Consider the following 23,117-nt stretch of genomic DNA (forward strand, 5'->3'; position numbering starts at 1 on the left):
ACCAAACTCTCCAAATGAAGAAGCATTATTATAAAAGAAATCATATTTATCTTTGCCTTGATTTACATAAAGGATATATCCGCAAACCCAAGGACCACATGCACCACCTCTTCTGTAAGAATGCTTTCTGTCATCATACTTATCAATCCATTTTAAACTTTTATCGGTACGACTAAAGATTCTTCTAAATAATCGTCCAAAAAATTTACTTTCATTATTAAGTTCTTCATCGCTTGTCTCTAAGAGTTCTTGCTCATAAGCACTTAAAGTATTCCAATATGCTTTAGCTTCTTCTTCTGTTCTTGCTAAGCTGACTTCCATAGAGTCTTTTAACGCCTCCACAGTCATATTTTTTCCATATTCGATCTCTTTATTAAGTTCTTCGTCTGCCACCACATAATCTGGTACTTTTTCAAAAGCACGTTGATCAGGTATTAATGTTGGAAGTATGTGAGTTTCCATGTGCTGGATAATCTCTTCACCTTCTAATTCTCTCATATTTTCCATGAGTACAGGAGTCCCATTATCAACTGATATAATTTGCTTGGGTGCTTTACCGCCCTTTGACCTGACTCCTACAAATTGTTCCCCTTTCCAATCCATAAAAATGGAAGGGTTGGAAGCATTGGATTTTGTTAAGAACTCATTATAATCAAAAACGCTGGAGTATACTCCGTTTATGACACTACTGTTTTTTCGGTTGGCATTGACACGTATTGTACCTATAGCATTGTTTTCCGAGTCAAATGCAATAAAATCATAAAACTTCGGCCAAGATTCCAAATTGTATATTACTACAGGATTTGGTGCTAAATGATAGCCGTTCCAGGCCATATCTTGGACAAATCCCGTTTCATTCATTTCTAATAAGGTAATTTTTCTCGCTAATTCAAAATCAAGAACTTTTTTATTTTGAGCTAATGCCTTTAATTCAACAGAGTCAGCATAAGGAATGTAAAGCTCTTGACGTTTGTGATTACTTTCTATTGAAGAACCTAATATCTCTGGAGAGAGGTCTTCGTTGTTGCACGCAAAAAGTAAAATCACACAAAAGGGAATTGATAATAGCTCTCTTTTATTCATAGTATGTGAATTGAATATTGGTTACTCTAGTAAACATACGAAAAGTTTATAATCCTTCCAAGAAACCGCAGTACGTTGTACAGCACATTAAAATACTTTATACATATTTAACTATTTAGCACATGTTGCATATACAAAGCCGCTATTGGTTGCACAAGTTCTTCAAGCCTCTTCAAAAAAGAGTTAGCAAATTCTCTAACTAAAGGTTGGAGAATCTTCTATCGGCGAAGTGCTCTTATGAACTTATACACTGTCCAAAGGACAACAAAAGGAGCCGTAAAGAAACCACCTATGAGGTAAAGCAGGAACTTGAATACGTAATAGAAATTCCATTGCCCTGTCGTCCCTGCCGTCATCTTCCACGGCAGCACCTTGTTGATAAACACATATCCTGCCCAGAAAGCCATCAGAACATATCCCGACATCCACTGCATGTCGGGCATCCGTTTGGTGGTCATAAAGTCGAGTTTATAACCTATGACAAAGAATACGGTGTATAGGATAAGGTAGTAGAGATTATCCCAGATGGCTCTGCGTGACACTCTGCACTTTGGCGATGTCGTCATTAGAAAACTATGCACGTTCAAGGATGTTTCCATTAAAGGTGAACTATATTCCCGTGAGTTTAACCGGCATTTCAAAACAGACAATGCAGTTTGTTCTCTCAAACAGAACACGGAGGGAAAATTTGAACTCAACATAGACGGTATTTCGCACGTCAGTTGGTTCAGACGCAAGAAAGACGAGTTTATGGAAGCGTTGGGAATGCCTACAAAGAAACAAGATAGGAGTATTAAGCTGTAAATCATGACAAATCCGTGATAGTTGAAGTTACATCACGGATTTTTTTGTACTTTTGTACCGTGATTGAGGCAACTCTTTCCAAGACATAAGAAAAAAGAAGAAGCGTTATGCTTATCTTGTACTTGAAAACGTAGGAAATTTTCAAATTGGATACAAGGATAGCATAGTGGTTCTCACGCTATAGCTGGGCTGCTATTGTTACATCCGTATCCAAGGTTTCCTACGACCTTCAAGTAAGAGTGTGGCATACAGTTCCACGCTTCGTGCTTTAACCCATCCTTTGTGGAAGCTGGAGGATAAATGTGTAGTGTATGAACGCAATTAAAAATTGGCTATTAGTTATTTGCACCATTCTATTAGCAAATGGGTGTGCACCACTTCGAACACCTGTAATAGTAAGGAATGCTCCTATTGAAATGTATAAATACGCATACATTTCTCCGACAAAGGAATTGACATCAAGCACAGGAGGTACATATGGAGGTCAATATGGTATCTATGGCTCTTCAACAACCAAAAGTGTTAATCCGAGTGATGTGATAGCAGGAATATTGATAAAACAGGGGTATATTATATTGCCTGAACTCAAATCCGAATTAGCGAATGAAACCTTAATCGTCAATTATGGCGAGAGTGGTAGGCGTAACAGAGGTTTAGGCTATACAATAGAAGTAACCATACAATTTAGTTCTGCAAAAACCAATGAAATGATATGTTCTTGCACAGCAGAGGGACAAGGAGAAACAGAAGCTGATGATATTCGCCAAGCTATCAGACGAGCATTATCAAGTTTATTCCCTGAAAAATAAAATCAATTAATAACCAATAATACAATAGATTATGAAGAAGTTTATAGCATTGTTTGCATTGATGGTTATTACGTTGGCATCATATGCTCAAGTTTATAAAATGTATAATACGCGAAACTATCATAACCAGCTTCGTTTAAATACGATGACAGGTGAAGTACAGCAAATTCAGGATGATGGTCAGTCTTGGATTGTTTGCAGTGCAAGAGAAATATCAGGGGATAAGGAAAGTAGGTTTCGTCTTTATGAAACACAAAATATGTGGACTTTCATACTGTTAGATTCGTATAATGGACGACTATGGCAAGTCCAATATAGTGCACAAGATTTAGATAATCTATTTTGCATACCTATAAACAAGTACGAATTAGTATCTGATAACGAAAATTGTATATTCTCTATTCAACCATTGACAAGCATGTATCAATACTATCTCATAAATGATAGAACAGGTGACATGTGGAAATTCCAATGGAGTACCAAGGGGGATGATTATAGGTGGATTGAAAAATTTAAATAGTTATCATCCTCTGATATGCAGTTGGTTTTACTTATAGTTGTGGTTTCTCTTGTTGCTATTTCTGTTATTGCAATAGTCACAATACGAATACGCCTAAAAAACAAGTCCAAGGAACTTTCAGAAAAGTTAAACCACATATCTTCTTATAGTAATAAATCCAATTATGAGCAAGCAAAAGAGAGATTGTCGGCATTAAATAACGAAGCATTTATTGATATTCCGACCGACCTTAATAATGTTTTTTCATGTAAGATAATCTCTGCAACGCAAGAAAAGGATTTCACAAATCATTATATACCATATTTTCAAGAGGCGCATTCATTAGTCAAGAGACTTGAAGCCTTCAATATCACTCCATCTGTAGCAATCTCAAACCTAATTCGTGACTTTGGAAATATCAATAAGATTGTCGAGCAACATAATGATGCGGTTATAAATTCTTTACTTGATACACATAAAGAATTTTTCGACCATTGTTTGAAATATCCATTGGATAAGCAGCAAAGACGCTCAATCGTTTCAGAAGAAGATAATTGCTTGGTTGTTAGTAGCGCAGGTAGTGGAAAGACCTCTTCTATTGTTGGAAAAGTCAAGTATCTAACAGAAATAAAAGGCATTGTACCTCATAGAATCTTACTCATTAGTTACACGAACAAAGCAGCAGCCGAACTTACGGAAAGAATGGCTACTGATGGTTTGAAAGGTTATACATTTCACAAATTAGCCATTGATATTATCGGAAAAGCGACAGGTACAAAGCCATCTATTTGCGATAATACAGATTCTTTGTTTATAGATATTTATCACACTCTATTAGAGAATAAGGCTTTTAAGAATAGCGTAGTAGAATATTTCATTGATTACCAATCTAATGAAGCGGATTGGGAACAGCGCAAGAATGAAAGGCGAGAAAAGTTGTCGGAACAAAAAAACGTGCAGCTAAAAGCGATGTTTCCCGATATGGATGGTCGGGCTATATATGTGAGAAGTGAACAGGAGCAAAAGATATGCTTTGTCTTATCATCACTTGGAGTAAAATTCAGATATGAAGAGCCATACGAACATCAATTAGCAGATGAAATGCATTCTCAATATCGCCCCGATTTCTCAATATATTTTGAGCAAGCAGGAGTAATCAAACGCATCTATTTGGAACATTTTGGAGTTGATGAACATAGTCTTGTGCCCGCTTGGTTTGCAAAAGACAAAAACATAACATACGAAGAAGCCAATCAAAAATATAATGATGGTATAACTTGGAAGAAAGCAGCTCATGAGAAATTTGGCACTCAACTTTTAGTAACATCAAGTGCAGATTTCCATTACTCTGATATAAGGGGGAAACTCCGAAAATTATTAGATGACGCAGGTGTACCAATTCAAGAGAAAACAGATGAAGAATTATATGATTTGGTTTTACCAAAAGGTAGTAAGCAAGAAAAGGCATTTATACGACTTGCTGTTACTTTCGTGACATTAGTAAAATCAAGTTGTAAATCAGTTAAAGAAGTTCTGAAACAAGCAAAGAATGCAGATGATGAGCGAAGTGTTTTTATTATCAAGAATATATTTCAACCTGTATATGAGCGCTATATAAGTGCATTAAGCGATAGTAATCAAATTGATTTTACCGATGCGATTCTTCAAGCCACGGAAATATGTCGTACTTCGCACCTTGTCGAGTATGACTATATCATTGTGGACGAGTTTCAAGATATATCAGTTGACCGCTACAATTTCTTGAAAGTATTACGAGACGGAAATCCACCTGCAAAGTTGTATTGCGTGGGTGATGATTGGCAATCCATATATCGTTTTTCGGGAAGTGATATGGCTCTTTTTAATCAATTTCCCGAATACTTTGGAGCAACGGAGATAAACAAAATTGAAACTACGTACAGATTTGGAGAACCTTTGGTTTCGTTGTCCTCTCACTTCATACAGCGCAATAAAGCCCAAATACAAAAAGATATACACTCGTTCAGTTCTGAAATGAAAACAGAGTTGGAGTTCTATTCTTACGATAGGCGAGATTATTGCAATACGATAGGACAACTTGTGGCATCTATTCCATCAGATAAATCTATATTTTTGTTGGGGCGTTATTCATTTGATGATTATTACCTTTCTTTTATGTATCAATCCATTAAAGAGGGTAATAGGTTCTTTTACGTAATAGGAGAACGAAAAATCGAGTTTTTGACCGTACATAAATCAAAAGGTCTTGAAGCCGATTATGTAATACTTTTGCAATGTAATAAAGATACGTATGGCTTCCCTTCTCTTGTGAGTGATGACCCTGTGCTTAAATATGTACTCACTAAAAGCGACCAATTTCCATATGGAGAAGAGCGTAGATTGTTTTATGTGGCAATAACAAGGGCAAAGATGAAAACCCTTGTGCTATATGACAAGCGTTTCCCTTCTGTATTTGTAGATGAGTTCTTACATCCCGAAAGGGTTTCAGAAGAAAACTACGTAAAGCACCCTAATGCCAATAAAAGATGGACAAGAGGAGCAGACCAATTTTTATTGAAATTGCATGATGAGGGTAAAAGTGTGAAATATATAGCAGCCAAAATGGGCAGAAGCCAAACTTCAATCGTAATGAGATTAAACAAACTTACCCAATAGTCGGTATTTTATTTATTCTTCAATATTGCATGTATTGGATATTTCCTTACCTTTGCATCAGAAACGAGTTATTTGACAGCATAGCACCGCAAAACGCTGAAAATCGCACGGTTGCCAATTCGTTACTATTATTTCTCAAATGCTCCGTTAAATGTTTATTTCTCAAATGGTTGTGCCAAACCGTTGAAAATCTAAAATATAATCTGGCTTGTTTTTCATCACGTCATCATATCCCAGTTCCGTAGAACGAAGTAATTGTTCGTCAAGATTATATATTTTTCCACCATAAGTAAAAGAGAATTGCCCGAAAAGCGACAAGTTTTTCCAAGAGACACCGAGGTTCAGTCCACCGGTAAACTTAGGGGTAAGATTGTCTATAATCACCTTATCGGCAGCGTCAATGCTTCCGTTTCCACTAACGTCGTCATAGATAATATCTCCCCGTTCATCCAAGCCAAGAGCTCTATACATTTCCAAAGCTCCGAACGATTGTCCAATTTTCAAACGTGGACGCGGCGTATTGCCCCCACCGTAATAAGCACTCGAATAAGCCCAATTATCAACCGGAAGATCTATCACCTTGCTACGGTTAATGTTCATATTGATACCTGCGGTAAGCCCCCAATCCTTTGTAAAATGATGTTGGAAATTCAAAGCAAGGTCAACACCACTATTGCGAATGGTGCCGGCATTAATTTTACGGGAAGTATAACCACCGGTACTTGAAGGCAGCGGTTCGGAATTCATCATACCGCTTGTCCTTTTCAGGTACCATTCGGCTATCAACGTAAGACGATTTTGGAACAAAGCAAGGTCAACCCCCACATCCACCTGATTGGTTTTCTCCCACTGGAGATCGGGATTACCTAATGTACTAGCCACACTCAAAGCAGGTTTTCCCCAATAGATATCACTGGACAACCGGTCATAACAATCGGCCATGGAGACATTCGTAATGCTACCTGTCATACCATAGCTGGTACGCAGTTTAAGAAGGTTGATGACATGCTGCCTGGACATAAAAGCTTCATCGGAAATCACCCATCCTGCAGAGACAGCCGGGAAATTGCTATAACGGTTTTCCTTGGCCAGTTTGGACGTTCCGTCACGACGAATACTAAAACCTAACAAATATTTACGGTTATAAGATAAATTGGCACGGAAAAAATAAGATTCTGAACGTTCCGTCCAACGAGTATTACCCGAGATATTCCAATCTGCCCACAAGTATTCTGAACCGTTCGCCGGCCCTTCAAGACCTGGGATATCAGGAAAACCACCAATGTCCATAACATAGCTTTTAGAGTAATTCTCATTATACTCATATCCCAAAGTAGCAGCAATATTCAGTTTCTGTATGTCCACATTATAATTCAAGAAAGAGTTGGCAGTAATACGATGTCCATCATCGCCGGATTCATTGCTATGACCATCATAGTCTATTCCATCATATGTTTTGGGGCCATTGAACGATTCGTACCGTCGGTTGTTTATTGTACCCGCCAGACGTGAAGTCCATACCAATCCTTTTATAAGATTGATGTCTACACCAAAGTTCCCGGTCGTATTAACGATCTTTTCCTTATTGTTATTGTCAGTCAATGCCAATACCGGATGATCCTGGTATCCGAAATACCAGTCCCATCGGCCGTCTTCATCATAAAGGGGTTCTTCGGGGGTATCGGGACGGATTTCTCCCATACGCAAGACATCTGCCGAAGAAGTATATCTTTTTTTGACCGATTGAGTAACCGAAATATCAGCACTAAGTTTCAGCCATTTATAGACTTGGCTAGTCAAAGCCAATTTGGTATTCAGACGAGAATAGTCGCCTTTTCCAATCGTATTCTCTTCAGCAGTACGTCCCACAGAGAAATAATAGGTAGTTTTGTCATTTCCACCATTAAGGCTCAGGTGAATATCACTCTTCGCAGCGCTGTTAGGAATCACATAATCCAGCCAATCCACCTCTTGCTTACCCATATTAAGCGTATTCATTTGAGCCCGCCACGTGGCAATTTCCTCTTGCAAAGTAGCTTGTTCTCCTGCAGAAAGGCCTCCGGCCGCCAACTGCGATCGAATGTCGGCTATACGGTTTTCACGTCCTTCACGAAATACCATCTCGTATTCCTCCGCATTCAACATACGATAGTTGAACGGCGTGGAAGCCCAACCGTAATAAGCGGATAAATTAACGACAGGCTTACTGTTGAACTTTCCTTTTTTCGTTGTAATCAGAATGACACCCATGGCTCCTCGCGAACCATACATAGCCGATGAAGCAGCATCTTTCAACACTTCTATCGATTCAATATCTTGGGGAGCGATGTTGTTCAGATTAAAATTAGACGTTCCATCAACAATCATTCCATCGATCACAATAAGAGGTTGCACACTAAGATTACTACTTTGGTGTCCTCTAATCACAAATTCAGGATTCGCACCGGCATCTCCACTCAACTTTCGTACCCATAATCCTGATACCCGTCCCTGCAAACCTGTTATGACATTGCCCACTTGGGATTCCTGCGGTTTAAAGTCATCCACGGAAGCAATGGAACCGGTAACATTACGCTTCAACTGAGTTCCGTATGCTACCACCACCACCTCATCCATCTCCCTGGCATCTTCCTCCATAACCACCGTCAAAGGTTTCGCATCATTCACCTTGATTTCTCTGGTTTTCATCCCGACAAACGAAAAAATCAGAACATGTTCCGTATTGCCCGGCAAAGTCAGACGAAAATTTCCATCCGCATCGGTCACTCCCCCCAATTGCGTACCTTTCAGCAAAATCGTCACTCCGGGTAAAGGCATTCCACCCTTATCCTTTACCAAACCGGTCACGACAAGTTTTTCCCCAACCTTTTGAGGAGAAACCAGTTTCGGAGAAATGATAATGACATCATCCTCCAGCCGATACCACAAACCGGTATTTTTCAGACATTCTGCCAGAATATCGCTCAAATCCCGGTCTTCCAGCTGTACGCTGACTTTTCCCACATGACGGAGTTCATTACTGCTGTACATGAACTCATACCCGGACAACCGGGTTATTTCCTGGAAAACTTCAGGCAAAGTCTTATTCTTTGCATCCAAGGTTAAGCGGATCTGAGAATGCGTCCGGGCAGATAGCGTTGACAATCCCAGAATCAGCATGCAAACACAAATTTTCATAGTTAAATACATTTTCCGAACAATATCAGGCCATGACCCGATATCCAAATCCCGATTTTTTTTCATAAATTTGTTTTGTTAAAATTAATAATGGCCATTTGCACGATGGCGTTAATAATTCTATTCCGGGAAGATGCTGCACACATCTTCCTGTTTTGTTATTCAGTAAATACCTCAATCGCACGTCCGTTCTGCACAAAACGGATATGCGTCGTGAGTTCCAGTTTATTCAATACCTGATCCAGATTCCTGTATTTCGGCAGATTTCCGGTAAAACGGATTTTTCTGACCTCCGCATCCCGGAGAAAAAATTCAACGTCATACCAACGTCCCAATTTATGAATCACCTCTTCTAATAAATCGTCATTAAATACAAAACGCCGGTCTTTCCAGGCCGTATAAGCTTTTACGTCTACGTTCCGGATTTCCGGGCCTTCCGAACTGTAATTCAACTGTTCTCCGGGCTGTAATTTCCGGGAATAATTCCCCACCCGTACTTCCACTTTTCCCTGCACCAAAGTGACTTGCTGAGTTTCCGAAGGATAGGATTTCATATTAAAAGAAGTACCCAAAACCTTAATATCCAATTGTTCCGTTTTCACCACAAAAGGCCGGGAAACATTTTTTGCGACCTCGAAATAGGCCTCCCCTTTCAGCATGACCTCCCTCCCCTCACCGACAAAGGCCACCGGATATTTCAGTTCCGTTTCGGCATTCAGCCACACCCGGGTACCGTCGGACAGGGTTAACTGATATTCCCCTCCCCGCGGAACCGTAATCGTATTGTAAACTAAAAAAGAACCGATATGCTCTGAAGAATAATCCAATCGTTTCCCCTGCACACGAATGTCGGCAGTCTGTTCTTTCAATTGGGTTTCCAGGCTGTCCGACAATACCACTTGCCGTCCGTCCGACAAAGTCAATAAGGCCCCCGCCTTCCCCGGTTTTATCACCCCGGTTACCGGCAATTGGCTTTCTTGCTCCATCCTATCCCCCATATGGAACAAAAAAGCCAGCGCAACCCCGATCACCAATGCCCCCATGGCAGCCACCGCTGTCCAGCGTTTCCCGATACGCAACCGGTCAGTCTTCCGTTTTCCGGCCACAAAACGGCGATATCCCTCCCCAACCTGAAACTGATGGTGTTCTCTCCTGGCCTCTTCCAAAAATCCAGGCCGAACCAATTCCTGATACATCCGTTTATGCTCATCGTCCTCGGCCAGCCACTGTTCCAATTGTTTCCGCTCTTCTCCGGTGAGAACACCGACAATCGACTTTTGTATCAAAAGCGCTATCTGAAAAGGATAATCTGTCATCTTTTTTCATTTTTTCATATAAAACACAACCTCGGGCAAAAAGTGTCAAAAAAAATGAGAAAATATTTTGTAAAAGCAACTTTCTTTATGGAATAGCGTCAAAACGAAAAGTGGGGAGAAAAATGTATCTTTGCCCCAAAGAAAAGACTATATGCAAACGAAGCTCGAAAAACTCATATCCCAATATCGGGAATTGGGAATAGACAAGCAGATAGACTACGACAAATTCTATCTGTATTCACTTATTACCCATTCCACAGCCATCGAAGGCTCTACCATTACCGAACTTGAGAATCAAATCATGTTCGATCAGGGAATCAGCCTGAAAGGAAAGAGTATGGCAGAGCTGAATATGAACCTCGACTTGAAGAATGCATACGAGAATGCGGTAAAACTTGCCAATACTCATGCCGATATAAGCATTGACTTATTGAAAGACTTCTCGGCTCTTGTGATGAAAAACACAGGACAGGAGTATAAGACCGCATTGGGGGCTTTCTCATCGGCACGGGGTGAATTGCGTCTGCTGAATGTCACTACCGGAATCGGGGGTAAATCGTATATGAATTACAGTAAAGTTCCGGCAAAACTATCGGAGTTTTGTGTTTGGTTGAACAAGGAGCGCGAAAATTATACCCATAAAAGCACCATACAGCTATACGAAATCAGTTTCGATGCCCACTATCATTTGGCCACAATACACCCTTGGGCGGACGGGAACGGCAGAATGGCCCGATTGCTGATGAATATGCTGCAATTTGAATTCGGGCTGATACCGACAAAAATTCTCAATGAAGACAAGGAAGAATACATCAAGGCTTTGGTGGAAACCCGTGAGCATGAAGACCTGAATATCTTCAGAGAGTTTATGACATCCACTATGATTAAAAACCTTACCCACGACATAGAGGCTTACCGTAAATCTATCGATGACACTTCAATAAGTGGGAAGAAAAAATAAAAAGTAGGGAGAAGAACCTATTCAACGCAAGAAATGCGGAGAATGTGAGGTATATTCTCCGCATACATTTAAAAAATCAATTCATAATGGGTACTCCGCCCTCCTTCATCGGTTTTACGCAATATCCCTTTCGCAATTAAAGCCTGTATATCACGTAATGCCGTATCAGCAGAACATTTGGTAATTTTTCCCCATTTGGAAGAAGTCAGTTTACCCTCAAAACCGTCCCAAAGCAAATTTACCATTTTGATTTGACGGTCATTCATGGAAATCTCCCGGTATTTATTCCAAAAAGCGGCTTTCCGCAAAACCGTGCCCACTGATTTTTCAGCGTGAAGCAATGCCGCCTCCAGACAGGCAAGGAACCATTCCAACCATGCAGTTATATCTAAATCCGACTTTTGTATTTTTTCCAATGTTTCATAATAATTTTTCCGCTGATTTGCCATAACCGATAACAAACTCCCCTCTCCTTATGGAAAAATTAACGACAGATATTCTTTCATCTATTTTTATTTCCTACTTTTACCTGAAATTAGGACATGTCTTAACAAATTGAAACAATCATCCGATGTCGTCACAATATCCTGTCCCTAAATGGATCGAACAATTACACGCCGGAAAAGAAGAAGCCTACCGGATTCTTTTTGATGAATATTACCAGATGTTGTGTGTATTTGCCATGAAATATATAAAAGAAAGAGGTGGCCGAAGACATCGTGCAGGATATCATTCTGGAACTATACAGCCGGCGTCTCCGGTTCAACACCCCCGTTGCCCTCAAATCGTTTTTGTTCCTGTCCGTAAAAAACAGGGCCCTCAATTTCCTGCGCCGTCAGCGGGCACAAGAACATTATCTGAGTATTTCGGTGGAAGAAGAAAGTTTTTTCCTGAACAATATCATCCGCGAAGAGGTATACTATCATCTGCAAAAAATGATCGGGGAACTCTCCGACCCTGTGCGGAAAATTTACGAACTGACTTTACAGGAATTCTCCAATGAAGAAATTGCCGAACAACTCGGATTAACCGTCGATTCTGTCAAAGCACACAAAAAACGGGGGAAACAAATATTGAAGGAAAGGCTGAAAGGTTTAATGGCCTTCTGCCGGGCAAAATTCCTGCAACCGCACTATACGCCGAAAAGTACAAGTTTGAGATTATTCCGCAATATCGCCATGGCCCGTTTGAAATGAGTCTTCACTGTAGTTTCTGCAATATCCATCTGTGTTGCAATTTCTTTGATCTTTTTCTTCTCGACAATATGAAGTAATACGACTTCCTTTTGTTTTTCAGGTAATGTATCCAGAATAGTTTTCAGACGTTCATGAATATCTTCATCGATTTCCGGATCTTCGATACCGGAGAACAACATCGCTTCGATGATTTTATCCTGATGCTTACCTTGAATTTCCAAATCCCGCAAATAATTCAGGCAATTATTCCGGATAATACCGAGCATATAATAAAATACAGGTTGTTTTTCATCATATCTTTCCAGGTGATCCCACAAAGACAGAAAAGCATCCTGTACCAAGTCTTCCGCTTGTTTCCAGTCGTAAAGATAACGCATGGCATAATGCTGCAAAGGCAGAAACGAAGTTTTATACAATTCATGAAAAGCATCCAGATCTCTTTTTTTTATCCGAAGCCCTAAATTACTTTTTTCTATGTATTGCTCTATTCTTGCCATGATATTTTCGGCAAAGATAATTTTTTTCTATTATACGGTGTCCTCCATTTTTAGATTCCAAGTTAATTATATAAAAAAGAAAGCGTGGTCTATGGAAAAAAATTCGATTCGTTGGGAAATATTATTGAAAGGCGCCCGCGGAACATTGTCTCCTGAAGAAGAAATCATTTTTCAAAAGTGGTTGGCCCGGGATATACGACATAAAGCCTATTACGAGAAAATGTGCCGGGTTTGGTCGTCGGACAATACAACTTACGATTTGCATACCGATGTGGCTGAAATGATAGTCCGTTTTGACGATTATGTCCGGAATAAGCGGAAAGTAAGGCGCCGGAAGATACTGAGGAATGTATACCGTTCGGTAGCCTGCCTGTTGATTCTGCTGACTGTAGGTGGAGGGATCATGTTGTTGAAGAGAGACAAACGGGAAATGGAAACTGCAAACCGGATTGCCGGATCTATCTTGCCGGGCCAGGGGAAAGCCATTATTCTTCTACCGAACGGCGAAAAAGTAGATATCGCTTCGTTAAGCGATTCTTTATCCTACCGGACAGCAGGCTTTACGGTCGAAAAAGATTCCGGAATAATCAGATATATGAAACAACAGCAAGCCCGGACAGATTATCACACGATCGTTATACCGATAGGAGGAGAATATCAGGTGAAGCTGAGCGACGGGACGATGGTATGGTTAAATTCAGATTCGCGGTTGAAAATTCCGACGGCCTTTGTGGGAAACGAAAGAAGAGTTTTTTTATCGGGAGAAGCTTATTTCGATGTAGTGAAAAATGACCGTAAACCTTTTATCGTCGAAACAGATTTAGGGAATATAAAAGTTTATGGAACAGAGTTTAATGTAAAGCGTTATTCCGCCGACAGACAATTGAAAGCAACTCTGGTGGAAGGCTCCATCGGATTCAGTAACGATCATGTAGCAGAACTGAAACTTCAGCCCGGCTATCAGTTAAGCCTTACCGAAGGGAAAAGTGAACCTACTGTGGAAAAAGTAAAGGTATATAATGAAATAGCCTGGAAAGATCAACGCTTTTGTTTTGAAAACAGAACCCTGGAATCGATAGCCCGGGATATGGAAAGATGGTATAATGTAAAAATCGTTTTCGAAGATCCGGTATTGCAACAGCTGCAATTTTCGGGTTCTTTGAGCCGGTACGGAGAGATTGAGACTTTACTGCATTTTTTTGAAGAAAGTGCAGATATTACATTTGAGATCGATCACCATACAATTACTGTAAAAAGAAAATAAAAAAATAGAGAATGCTTCTGCAGTCGGCAAACTTTAGAGCACATTCTCTACACATTCATTCATATTAACGAACTAATAACAAATGTATGAAAAAAAAAGCACCTGACAGGTATTTCTTACCTGAATTCTTAAGAAAAATGTTAGCGGCAGTGTACTTGCTGTTCATTGTTTCGTTGTCTTATGCGGCGGCAGATAATGACACCAAACTGATCACATTTGCCGTGAAATCTGAAAATTTAAATGATGTTCTGATTAAATTTAAAGATCAGACCGGTGTCGATATTTTATTTAACAAACAACTTATCGGGAACCGGAAGTGTAATGATTTTGAAGTCGTAAATCAACCTGTTGAGGTGATACTGAGCAAAATCCTTGAAGGTACAGGGTTTGTTTTTTCGAAAGTGGACGGAGTGTATGTCATCAAAAAAAGTACAGAAAAAATCGTTCAACCGGTAGAGCCCCTGGCGATTTCCGGCGTAGTGACCGACACGGATGGAGCACCCTTACCCGGAGTGACCGTTTTGGTAAAAGGGACTTCTTTGGGAAGTGCAACCGATACAGAAGGGAAATTTAAATTATCACTTCCTTCACAAGAAAATGTAGTCCTGGTATTTTCGTTCGTCGGCATGCAAACCAAAGAGGTCCCTTATAAAGGCGAATCCGAAATAAAAGTGACCCTGCAAACCGACGTAACTGAAATGGAACAGGTTGTCGTTACCGGTATTTTTACCCGTAAAACAGAGAGTTATACCGGTGCTGCAACGACCATAAAGAAAGAAGAACTACAGAAAATGGGGAACCAAAATGTTTTACAATCCCTGAAAAGTTTAGACCCGGCTTTTCATATTATAGAAAACAATGATTTCGGTTCGGATCCGAACAAAGCCCCCCAAATTCAGTTGCGTGGCCAACAATCCATGCCCGATATAAAAGGGACTTATAATGGTAACCCCAATCAGCCGCTTTTCATTTTGGACGGTTTCGAAACAGATATTACAACAGTTTACGATTTGGATATGAACCGGGTAGAAACGATTGTATTACTGAAAGATGCCGCAGCCAAAGCAATATACGGAGCCAAAGCGGCCAATGGCGTAGTGGTCATCGAAACCCGTCAGCCGAAAGCCGGGAAGATGAGGATATCATACAAAGGAGATCTGAGCCTGACGATTCCCGACCTGACAGGTTATAATCTTTGTGATGCACGTGAAAAATATGAAGTAGATAAGGCACACGGCCGTTATTCAGATCCCTGGTTTTGGGAACAATATCTGAACCAGATCAAATCGGAAATAGAACGCGGCGTGGACACAGATTGGCTGGCCCAACCTTTACATACCGGTATCGGACACCGGCATTCTCTGTATTTGGATGGAGGAGACGAACATTTACGCTATGGCGTAGACTTGCTTTATAATGAAATCAAGGGGGTGATGAAAGGATCAGACCGGCAAACGTTCACGGGAGGAATTACCCTGGCTTACCGTTATAAAGACTTATTGTTCAGAAATCAGTTGAGTACCACTCTTAACCGGGCCAATGATTCTCCCTATGGTTCTTTCGACGAATATGCAAAACTGAATCCCTATTGGACACCTTATGATGAAAACGGGGATTTGAAGCAAATTGCCGGTTCTACCGGAGGAGGAGGCCTGGTTGGGGTAACCTGCGGGAATCCGCTATGGAATGCTTCTATCGGTACTAAAAATTTCAGTAAATATACCAGTATTACCAATAATTTTTATATCGAATGGCAGGCTTTGACCGCATTGAAGTTTATCGGACGTTTGGGGTTATCGAAAACCCTCAATGCAAGGGAAGACTTTTATCCGGCCTCACATACCAGATTCCTGGGATATTCGGAAGATAAATTTTTTGAAAAAGGCACATACAGTAAACTGGAGGGAGAAAGCAGCAATGTCAATATGGATATAACAGCCAATTATTCCTTATTATCAGATAAGCATCAACTTTTTCTGAACCTGAACTACAAGATGGAGCAAAGCCGTTCTGAAAAAGTTACTTTCACCATGGTCGGTTTTCCGAATGACAAGAACGGTTTTATCACTTCGGGTCTCGGATTCAACAAGAGCGATTATCCTCCTGTCGGCAATGAGTCCATCAGTCGTGAAATAGGTGTTTTGTCCGCTTTAAACTATTCGTACGACGATCGTTACCTGGCCGATTTGTCCTGGCGTGCCAGTGCGTCTTCCCGTTTCGGACAAGATAAACGGTGGGGACAGTTCTGGTCGGCAGGTATCGGATGGAATTTTCATAAAGAACATTTTATGGAGCAGGCAGAATGGCTGAAACAATTTAAACTACGTGCCTCAACCGGTTATACCGGAGCCCAGAACTTCAATCCATATCAGGCTTTAGCCATGTTCAGTTACAATCAGACCCAAGCCTACGACAACTGGATCGGTTCTCATTTAATGGCCCTGCCCAACGATGACCTGAAATGGCAGAAAACCCAGGATTACAATATCGGATTCGACCTGAATCTCTGGGGACGTCTTATGATTGTATACGATTATTATGTGCAGCAAACCAAAGATCAGTTACTGGCCTTGACTGTTCCTCCTTCTATGGGATTTACCAGCTATATGGAAAATATCGGAAGTACGGAAAATAAAGGAATGGAACTGAAGTTAAATGCCCATTTGTTGTATGATGTGGAAAACGACCGTTATTTAAGTACTTCTTTCTCTATTGCCAAAAATACGAATAAGTTGAAAAAAATATCGAATGCGTTGAGAAGCTACAACGACGAGGTCGATAACGAAATATTGGATGGAAATACCAACAGACCCCAGACCCGTTTTATCGAAGGTTCGTCTATGAATGCTATCTGGGCTGTCCGCTCCCTGGGTATCGATCCGGCTACAGGAGATGAGATTTTCCTGACAAAGGATGGAGAAACAACGACAGAATGGAAAGCCGAGGATCAGGTGGTTTGTGGCGACGCCATGCCCGAATGTTCGGGTACTTTCGGAATAAATATGGATTACCGGGGAATTTTCCTGAACATGTCTTTTTATTATCAATTCGGCGGTCAGACTTATAACCAGACTCTGGTCGACCGGGTCGAGAATGCCAATGTCGGACTGAATGTCGACAAACGAATTTACAATGCCGTTTGGAAAAAACCGGGTGACCGGGTCGATTTTTCTTATAATCCTTACAGGCTGACTAAACCCAGTTCCCGTTTTGTACAGGATTTGAACGAATTGCGTTTGTCATCTTTAAACGTGGGATATGATTTCCGGCATTGTGCATTCCTGAAAAAGAGCCGGTTGCAACAATTAAAGGCCAGTTTTTATATGGATGATGTGTTCCGGGCTTCTACAGTGAAAACAGAACGCGGGTTGACTTATCCGTTCGCCCGTACTTTCTCGTTCTCTTTACAAGCAACCTTTTAATCGATGAATACAATGATACGAATACAAAAAACAAAAAATATACTCGGCATTTTGTTCTTTTCCCTGTTGAGTGTTTCCTGTCAGGAATGGCTGGATGTCAGTCCGAGTACGGAAGTAAAATATGACGATCTGTTCAGTTATAAGAACGGTTTTAAAGATCAATTGACCGGAGTATATACCGCTTTATGTTCGGAAGAACTTTATGGTGCCCATCTCGGTTTCGGAATGTTGGACGCTTTGGGACAACAATATTACTGGAATCAGGAAGCCGGAACTTATTATTACCTGCATCGTTTTGTTTATGACAATCCGAAAAGCGAAGAAGTGATCAACAGCATCTGGAACAACATGTATAATGCGATCGCCAACGTCAATATTCTGTTACAGGGCATCGAAGACCACCGGGGAATTCTTGCAGCCGATGAAGAAAAAATCTACGAAGGGGAAGCTTATGCATTACGTGCTTTTCTGCATTTCGATCTGCTCCGTCTGTTTGGCAAAAGTTATGTGAGCGGGGCCGGTGAAAAAGCGATTCCCTATGTCAGCAAAATTTCGAAAGAAATAACTCCGTTATCTACGGTTTCTGAAGTCCTTGATTCCGTAATTACGGATTTGGAAAAAGCAGCCTTTCTATTAGAAAACGATCCTGTCAGAACCGGAGAAGCGACGACATCTTTTTTGGGAACCCGGAGTTTTCATTTCAACTATTACGCAGTCCGGGCTCTGATGGCACGTGTTTATTTGTATAAAAACGATAAGGTCAATGCCCTGAAAAATGCTACGGAAGTAATCCTTTCCCACAAATATCCGTGGGTAGAGAAAGGCCAGGTAGCGACAACGACCCGTGATAACCGTGACGGAATCTTTCTGACGGAATGTATCCTCATGCTGAACAATACGAGATTAGAAACGATAACAGAAACATACCTGAAAAAAAGCGAAAACAATACGGTGGGTAATTTACTTGTCACCCAGGCAGAAGTGAGGGACGAAATTTTTGAAAATACTTTGTACGGTGGCAGCGACTGGCGGTATATCTATTATTTCGAACCTATCGACTCTTATTATGTCAATACTAAATTATGGCAAGTCTCTTCCAGTTACAATAACCGTCAACCTTTGCTTCGTATCAGCGAAATGTATCTGATTGCTGCCGAATGTGCAGGTTCGAAAAAGGAAGCCCTTGAATATTTCAATACCTTACGCCAACACAGGGGTTTCGAGGTTACTGATGATTTGAAAGAAGAAGATACGACCGATGAAAAATTACAAACAGCTATTGGTAAAGAATACCGTAAAGAATTTATAGGAGAAGGGCAATGGTTCTTTTATTGCAAGCGTACCGACCAGGCAACACTACCTAATGTACAGGTACCTTTCAGCAAAGCTTATTATGTGCTTCCGATACCTGACCAGGAATTAGAATATGGAAATAGAAATTAATGAGAAAAGATTATGAAGAAACATTTTATATATAAATACGGTCTGCTATTATCCGTCCTGATCGCAATAGGATGTGGCAGTTGTCAAAAAGACAATTATGTGCAATATGACGCCGGATATGCCTCTTTACGTTTTATTTATGCAGCAGAGGGAAATGACAGCATAGTCTATTCTTTTGCATTGCATCCTGACAAACAAGAAGATATCGTAGAAATCCCCTTTAAACTTGTCGGACTGGCAGTTGGACAAGTCCGGGAAATCGGAGTTGAAGTAGTAAAAGAAGAAACTACAGCCCAGGAAAATGACCATTTTATAATTGAAAGAAGTGAACTTCCGGCGGATTCGATAAAAGGAATTTTAAAAGTAAAGGTTAAGAAAACCCCGGAGTTGGAGAATCATAATCTGGTAGCCACCTTCCGGCTCTGTGGCAATGAAAACTTCGCAGCGGCTCCTGTAAATGAGAATACATATAAAATTGTATTAACCAATCATCTGACAGAACCGGCAGGCTGGCCTTTCGGTGAATATAGCCGCATAAAACATCAGTTTGTCATCCAAACCCTGGGAATTGCCACCGATTATGATAAGTGGAGCACTTCAGAAAGCATTTACTACACGGGTATAATGGTAAATGCTTTATATAAATATAATAAAGCACACCCGGGAGAACCCCTGACCGATGAAAACGGTCTGGTTGTAACATTCTGAACGATATATCAACGATAAAAGAATAGCACAATGAAAAAGATCATATATTTATTTTTTTTCATTCCTCTCATGATCAATCTGGCTGCCTGCTATGATGATACGGGGAATTATGACTACACAGATTTACCCGATGTTGACATAAAAATGCAAGATACGGTATATGCAACTCAATTCAAGACGTTAGAACTTACTGCAGATGTAGATTTAAACGATGCTCCGGAAAGCGACTATGAATTCAATTGGCGGATCTGGTCCAACGAAATTGGTGGGGTCTGGGAACAAAAAGAGATAGGAAATTCCAGAAATCTGACATACGAAGTAGCCGAAATTCCAGGTTCTTATACATTGGTACTAACCGTTACCAATAAGAAAACGGAAGTGAAAACCCACAAGCAAATTTACCTGGCGGTACAGGGAAGTATTACCGAAGGCTGGATGGTTTTACAAGAAAAAGAAGGCAAAACGGATTTCGATTTAATCATGAGTCCCTATTTCTCAAACCGGGTAGAAAATGACGAAATTTTACACAATGTATACGAGACAGTCAATGGAGAAGCCCTGCCCGGACGTGGTGTTGTCATCGGCAGCTATTATTGTATCGGAAGATATCAGAATGTGATTGTGCTTACCGATAAGGGCGGGGCCCGCCTGTCGGCCATCACCATGCAAAAAACATTTGATATGTCCACCCTGGTACTTGACCTATCATCCTGGAAACCGGAAAGTTACATTTTCTGGCAATATTACTGGAGCCCGGGAAGATTTGGCTACGATGCGATCGTGTCGAACGGTCGTTTTTATGAATACAGTGCGATCAGGAGTACGGGATTTACAACTTATACCGAACCGATCCTGAAAGACGGCCTGACTTATAAAGCATCGCCTTATGCCCCTAAATGGTTTGATTATTATCAGGGTATTCTTTATGATGAAATCGGCGGACGTTTTCTGGGAATCGAGAAGAATACATGGATTTTGAAAGAATTGGCAGTGGCCACGACAACCCAGCCTTTCGATTGGGGAAATATGCATGCCAGCCTCCGTTATATGGAAACAGGATACAATAATTACGAATACGGATTATTCGAGGATTGGGATACGAAAAAAATGACATTATGCGTTTTCAATTTTGACACAAAGCCCAATATCGGTGTAGGGAAATACCCGGCAGACAATTGTCCGGAACTGGAGAAAGCGAAATATTTCGCAGTAGGTTCACTCGGTCCTGTTTTTTTATATGCTACCGACCGGGATATTTACCGGTATGATTACAATGGAACGAATACCGGTGAAAAACTTTACACTTTGGCCCAAGCTGATGAAAAAATAACGGGAATGAAAATATTCAAACCCTGTATCCATCGTTTTATTCCGAATCATCCCTATAACAATAAAGTGCTGATTCTTTCCACTTACAATGAGAGTAAGAAAGAAGGGAAAATTTATATGTACTATATCAATGAGGTGAACGGAATGATCGATATTGCTTCGGAAAAAGTATTCGAAGGTTTCGGAGAAATCCTGGATATGGAATATAATTACCCGAAATACGGTACTTAAAATGAGCAGAGGTTTGAAAATAGTTTTTGTGCTTTCCTGCTGTTTTTTGTGGGAAGCACAAGCCTTTTCCCAGGTAAGAGTCCGCTTCGACGCCACTTTCGGGCAAGAGGAAATCCGGATCGGGTTCCGGGAACAAACTTATAAAGTGAAACTAGATGAATCAGGCATAGGGAAGATAACTATTCCGGATTCACTGGTTCCCGGATATGCAGTTTTATATGGTCCGCGCAACGCTTATTCGTTTTATCTTGTACCGGGACAACAACAGGAAATTACTCGGCTGAACGGACAAGAGATTAAATTTGCCGGAGCGGCTAAAGCGATCAATATCTATCTGAACAGTCCGTTTTTGAATAACCGGGATCCGGGGTATGAAAAAGGGGAAGAAGAATTTTTGAAAGCATGGGCACTGATGCCCGGCAGATTACAATCACATCTTGATTCTTTACCTCTGCCGGCGGATTTTAAAAAATCGGAGCGTAAACGGCTTTATTATGTGGCTTGCCATTCATTATTGGATTATCCCCTTCGTCATGCCAGATTATTACGCCTGAAAAGTTATTCCCCGGGAGAAAGGTATTACCGGAAAGTATCGGAATTGCTTCAGGAGGATCCTTCAGCTCATGAATTCTGGGAATACCGCCAGTTTTTCAGGAATGGTATACAATTGCTGGGAGAAAGAAAAAAAACTGAAACAGGTAAACCGTTGGATAAGTTAAAGTGTGAACTGGATTATATATGCAATCACATTAAGGATGAAGAACTGGCGGGTTATTTAGTCGACGAAAGCATGTCCGGATATATCAGGTACTTCGGATCAGAAGGAATGGAAGCGTTTTTACCCCTTTATCGGGAAAAGGTAAAGGATGAAAAACAAAAAGCAGCATTTTTCCGGTCGTATGAACAATATACCCGTTTGGAAAAAGGTAGAAAAGCACCCCATTTTTCCCTTTTGGATAAAGACGGTAACCGGAAGAATTTATCTGACTGGCTGGGCAATTACGTTTATATCGATGTCTGGGCAACCTGGTGCGGACCGTGTTGCCGCGAACTCCCGGCATTTCATAAATTAAAAGAGGAGTTCAAGGATAAGCCTATTTGTTTTGTAAGTATCTCTATCGATGCGGATGAAGCTGCCTGGCGGGCCAAGATAGAAAAGGACAGCCTGGATGGTATCCAATTGAGGGTAAACGAAGAAGATACTTTTAAAAAGGATTATAAGATTTCATGGATTCCCCGTTTTCTATTGATAGATCGGGAGGGAAAAGTACTGGATGCCAATATGACACGTCCTTCGGGATATTCAGTAAATGTCCCCACAAAATACCATGGCCAATGAAAATGATAGAGTATAATCACTTCATCTGCCATTATTATTTTCATTTTTCTGTATATTCCCATATACTCTTATCTGGTAAAACATGAAGTTCCGGAAGAAGTCTTCTGACCTCTTCTGCTTCTTCCAGTAAACTCATATCATGCAGCTTTCCCCGTTCTGTTCCTGACCTTGTCAATCATCAGTATGGCATTTGCCGTATGTATCCCGAAGAAAATCCACAGGATTTCCGTCTTCCTGTTCCTTGCCTTTATCCTTGCGAGCGAGTAATGTTGCTTGTGAGTGCCGAAGCTTCCTTCAAGCCTGGTGGCCCTTTCTTTTGAGAGTTCGCTTCTAAGCCCCCTTCCTGAAAGGGTCATCTTGGGTCGGCCGTCTCTTGCGCCCATA

Annotated in this window: 17 protein-coding genes and 1 pseudogene; 11 read left to right on the plus strand and 7 right to left on the minus strand. The window is 40.8% G+C overall.

Annotated features, from left to right (window positions below):
- Together AC5RDS_RS09180 and AC5RDS_RS09185 are read right to left on the minus strand one after the other, a co-directional pair.
- On the minus strand, positions 1–1,083 hold a 1,083-nt coding region (locus AC5RDS_RS09180), incomplete at its 3' end, for a hypothetical protein (RefSeq protein WP_494222310.1).
- 218 nt (positions 1,084–1,301) lie between these two features.
- Positions 1,302–1,541 carry a hypothetical protein gene (locus tag AC5RDS_RS09185; protein WP_013611432.1) on the minus strand — a complete coding sequence of 80 codons (240 nt, stop codon included), beginning with the start codon at positions 1,539–1,541 and terminating at the stop codon, positions 1,302–1,304.
- A 657-nt stretch (positions 1,542–2,198) separates the two neighbouring features.
- On the opposite strand from AC5RDS_RS09185, the gene AC5RDS_RS09190 reads away from it, so the two are divergent.
- From AC5RDS_RS09190 to AC5RDS_RS09200, 3 genes are read left to right on the plus strand one after another with little or no spacing between them, the layout of a single operon-like run.
- The gene (locus AC5RDS_RS09190) at positions 2,199–2,696 is read left to right on the plus strand and encodes a hypothetical protein (protein ID WP_013611433.1); all 498 of its coding nucleotides are present in this window, start codon (positions 2,199–2,201) and stop codon (positions 2,694–2,696) included.
- A 31-nt stretch (positions 2,697–2,727) separates the two neighbouring features.
- The gene (locus AC5RDS_RS09195; RefSeq protein ID WP_118107020.1) at positions 2,728–3,216 is read left to right on the plus strand and encodes a hypothetical protein; all 489 of its coding nucleotides are present in this window, start codon (positions 2,728–2,730) and stop codon (positions 3,214–3,216) included.
- A 15-nt stretch (positions 3,217–3,231) separates the two neighbouring features.
- Complete coding sequence (locus AC5RDS_RS09200) at positions 3,232–5,850, plus strand: UvrD-helicase domain-containing protein (RefSeq protein WP_118107022.1); 2,619 nt, start codon at positions 3,232–3,234, stop codon at positions 5,848–5,850.
- 162 nt (positions 5,851–6,012) lie between these two features.
- Here the strand turns inward: AC5RDS_RS09200 and AC5RDS_RS09205 are convergent, their stop codons facing one another.
- On the minus strand, positions 6,013–9,027 hold the full coding sequence (locus tag AC5RDS_RS09205) for a SusC/RagA family TonB-linked outer membrane protein (RefSeq protein ID WP_494222311.1): 3,015 nt from the start codon (positions 9,025–9,027) through the stop codon (positions 6,013–6,015).
- A 158-nt stretch (positions 9,028–9,185) separates the two neighbouring features.
- Positions 9,186–10,343 carry a FecR domain-containing protein gene (locus AC5RDS_RS09210; protein WP_013611437.1) on the minus strand — a complete coding sequence of 386 codons (1,158 nt, stop codon included), beginning with the start codon at positions 10,341–10,343 and terminating at the stop codon, positions 9,186–9,188.
- 151 nt (positions 10,344–10,494) lie between these two features.
- Here AC5RDS_RS09210 and AC5RDS_RS09215 point away from each other — a divergent pair, with 151 nt between their 5' ends.
- On the plus strand, positions 10,495–11,304 hold the full coding sequence (locus tag AC5RDS_RS09215; RefSeq protein ID WP_237983040.1) for a Fic family protein: 810 nt from the start codon (positions 10,495–10,497) through the stop codon (positions 11,302–11,304).
- 68 nt (positions 11,305–11,372) lie between these two features.
- On the opposite strand, the gene AC5RDS_RS09220 is transcribed toward AC5RDS_RS09215, so the two are convergent.
- Positions 11,373–11,753 (minus strand): Fic family protein, encoded by a 381-nt coding sequence (locus tag AC5RDS_RS09220; protein ID WP_083813721.1) that lies wholly within the window; start codon positions 11,751–11,753, stop codon positions 11,373–11,375.
- Between the two features lie 255 nt (positions 11,754–12,008).
- On the opposite strand from AC5RDS_RS09220, the gene AC5RDS_RS09225 reads away from it, so the two are divergent.
- Positions 12,009–12,500 carry a sigma-70 family RNA polymerase sigma factor gene (locus AC5RDS_RS09225; RefSeq protein ID WP_041556467.1) on the plus strand — a complete coding sequence of 164 codons (492 nt, stop codon included), beginning with the start codon at positions 12,009–12,011 and terminating at the stop codon, positions 12,498–12,500.
- Here AC5RDS_RS09225 and AC5RDS_RS09230 read toward each other — a convergent pair.
- Positions 12,437–12,997: an RNA polymerase sigma factor gene (locus AC5RDS_RS09230; protein ID WP_013611438.1), complete on the minus strand. Its 561-nt coding sequence runs from the start codon at positions 12,995–12,997 to the stop codon at positions 12,437–12,439. The genes AC5RDS_RS09225 and AC5RDS_RS09230 overlap by 64 nt on opposite strands.
- Before the next feature lie 91 nt (positions 12,998–13,088).
- On the opposite strand from AC5RDS_RS09230, the gene AC5RDS_RS09235 reads away from it, so the two are divergent.
- The 6 genes from AC5RDS_RS09235 to AC5RDS_RS09260 all read left to right on the plus strand — a co-directional run bounded on the left by AC5RDS_RS09235 (position 13,089) and on the right by AC5RDS_RS09260 (position 22,733).
- Positions 13,089–14,261 (plus strand): FecR family protein, encoded by a 1,173-nt coding sequence (locus tag AC5RDS_RS09235; RefSeq protein WP_013611439.1) that lies wholly within the window; start codon positions 13,089–13,091, stop codon positions 14,259–14,261.
- Positions 14,262–14,347: 86 nt separating this feature from the next.
- Complete coding sequence (locus AC5RDS_RS09240) at positions 14,348–17,683, plus strand: SusC/RagA family TonB-linked outer membrane protein (RefSeq protein ID WP_013611440.1); 3,336 nt, start codon at positions 14,348–14,350, stop codon at positions 17,681–17,683.
- A 12-nt stretch (positions 17,684–17,695) separates the two neighbouring features.
- A complete protein-coding gene (locus tag AC5RDS_RS09245) occupies positions 17,696–19,126 on the plus strand; it encodes a RagB/SusD family nutrient uptake outer membrane protein (RefSeq protein ID WP_013611441.1) in 1,431 nt (476 codons plus the stop codon).
- 12 nt (positions 19,127–19,138) lie between these two features.
- A complete protein-coding gene (locus AC5RDS_RS09250) occupies positions 19,139–19,834 on the plus strand; it encodes a DUF4843 domain-containing protein (RefSeq protein WP_118104683.1) in 696 nt (231 codons plus the stop codon).
- A gap of 30 nt (positions 19,835–19,864) precedes the next feature.
- Positions 19,865–21,394 carry a PKD-like family lipoprotein gene (locus AC5RDS_RS09255; RefSeq protein WP_013611443.1) on the plus strand — a complete coding sequence of 510 codons (1,530 nt, stop codon included), beginning with the start codon at positions 19,865–19,867 and terminating at the stop codon, positions 21,392–21,394.
- Between the two features lie 13 nt (positions 21,395–21,407).
- On the plus strand, positions 21,408–22,733 hold the full coding sequence (locus AC5RDS_RS09260) for a TlpA family protein disulfide reductase (protein ID WP_175315560.1): 1,326 nt from the start codon (positions 21,408–21,410) through the stop codon (positions 22,731–22,733).
- A 137-nt stretch (positions 22,734–22,870) separates the two neighbouring features.
- Here the strand turns inward: AC5RDS_RS09260 and AC5RDS_RS09265 are convergent.
- Positions 22,871–23,117, minus strand: a pseudogene (locus AC5RDS_RS09265) (DDE transposase); the annotation flags it as partial.

Source organism: Odoribacter sp., from assembly GCF_985060555.1.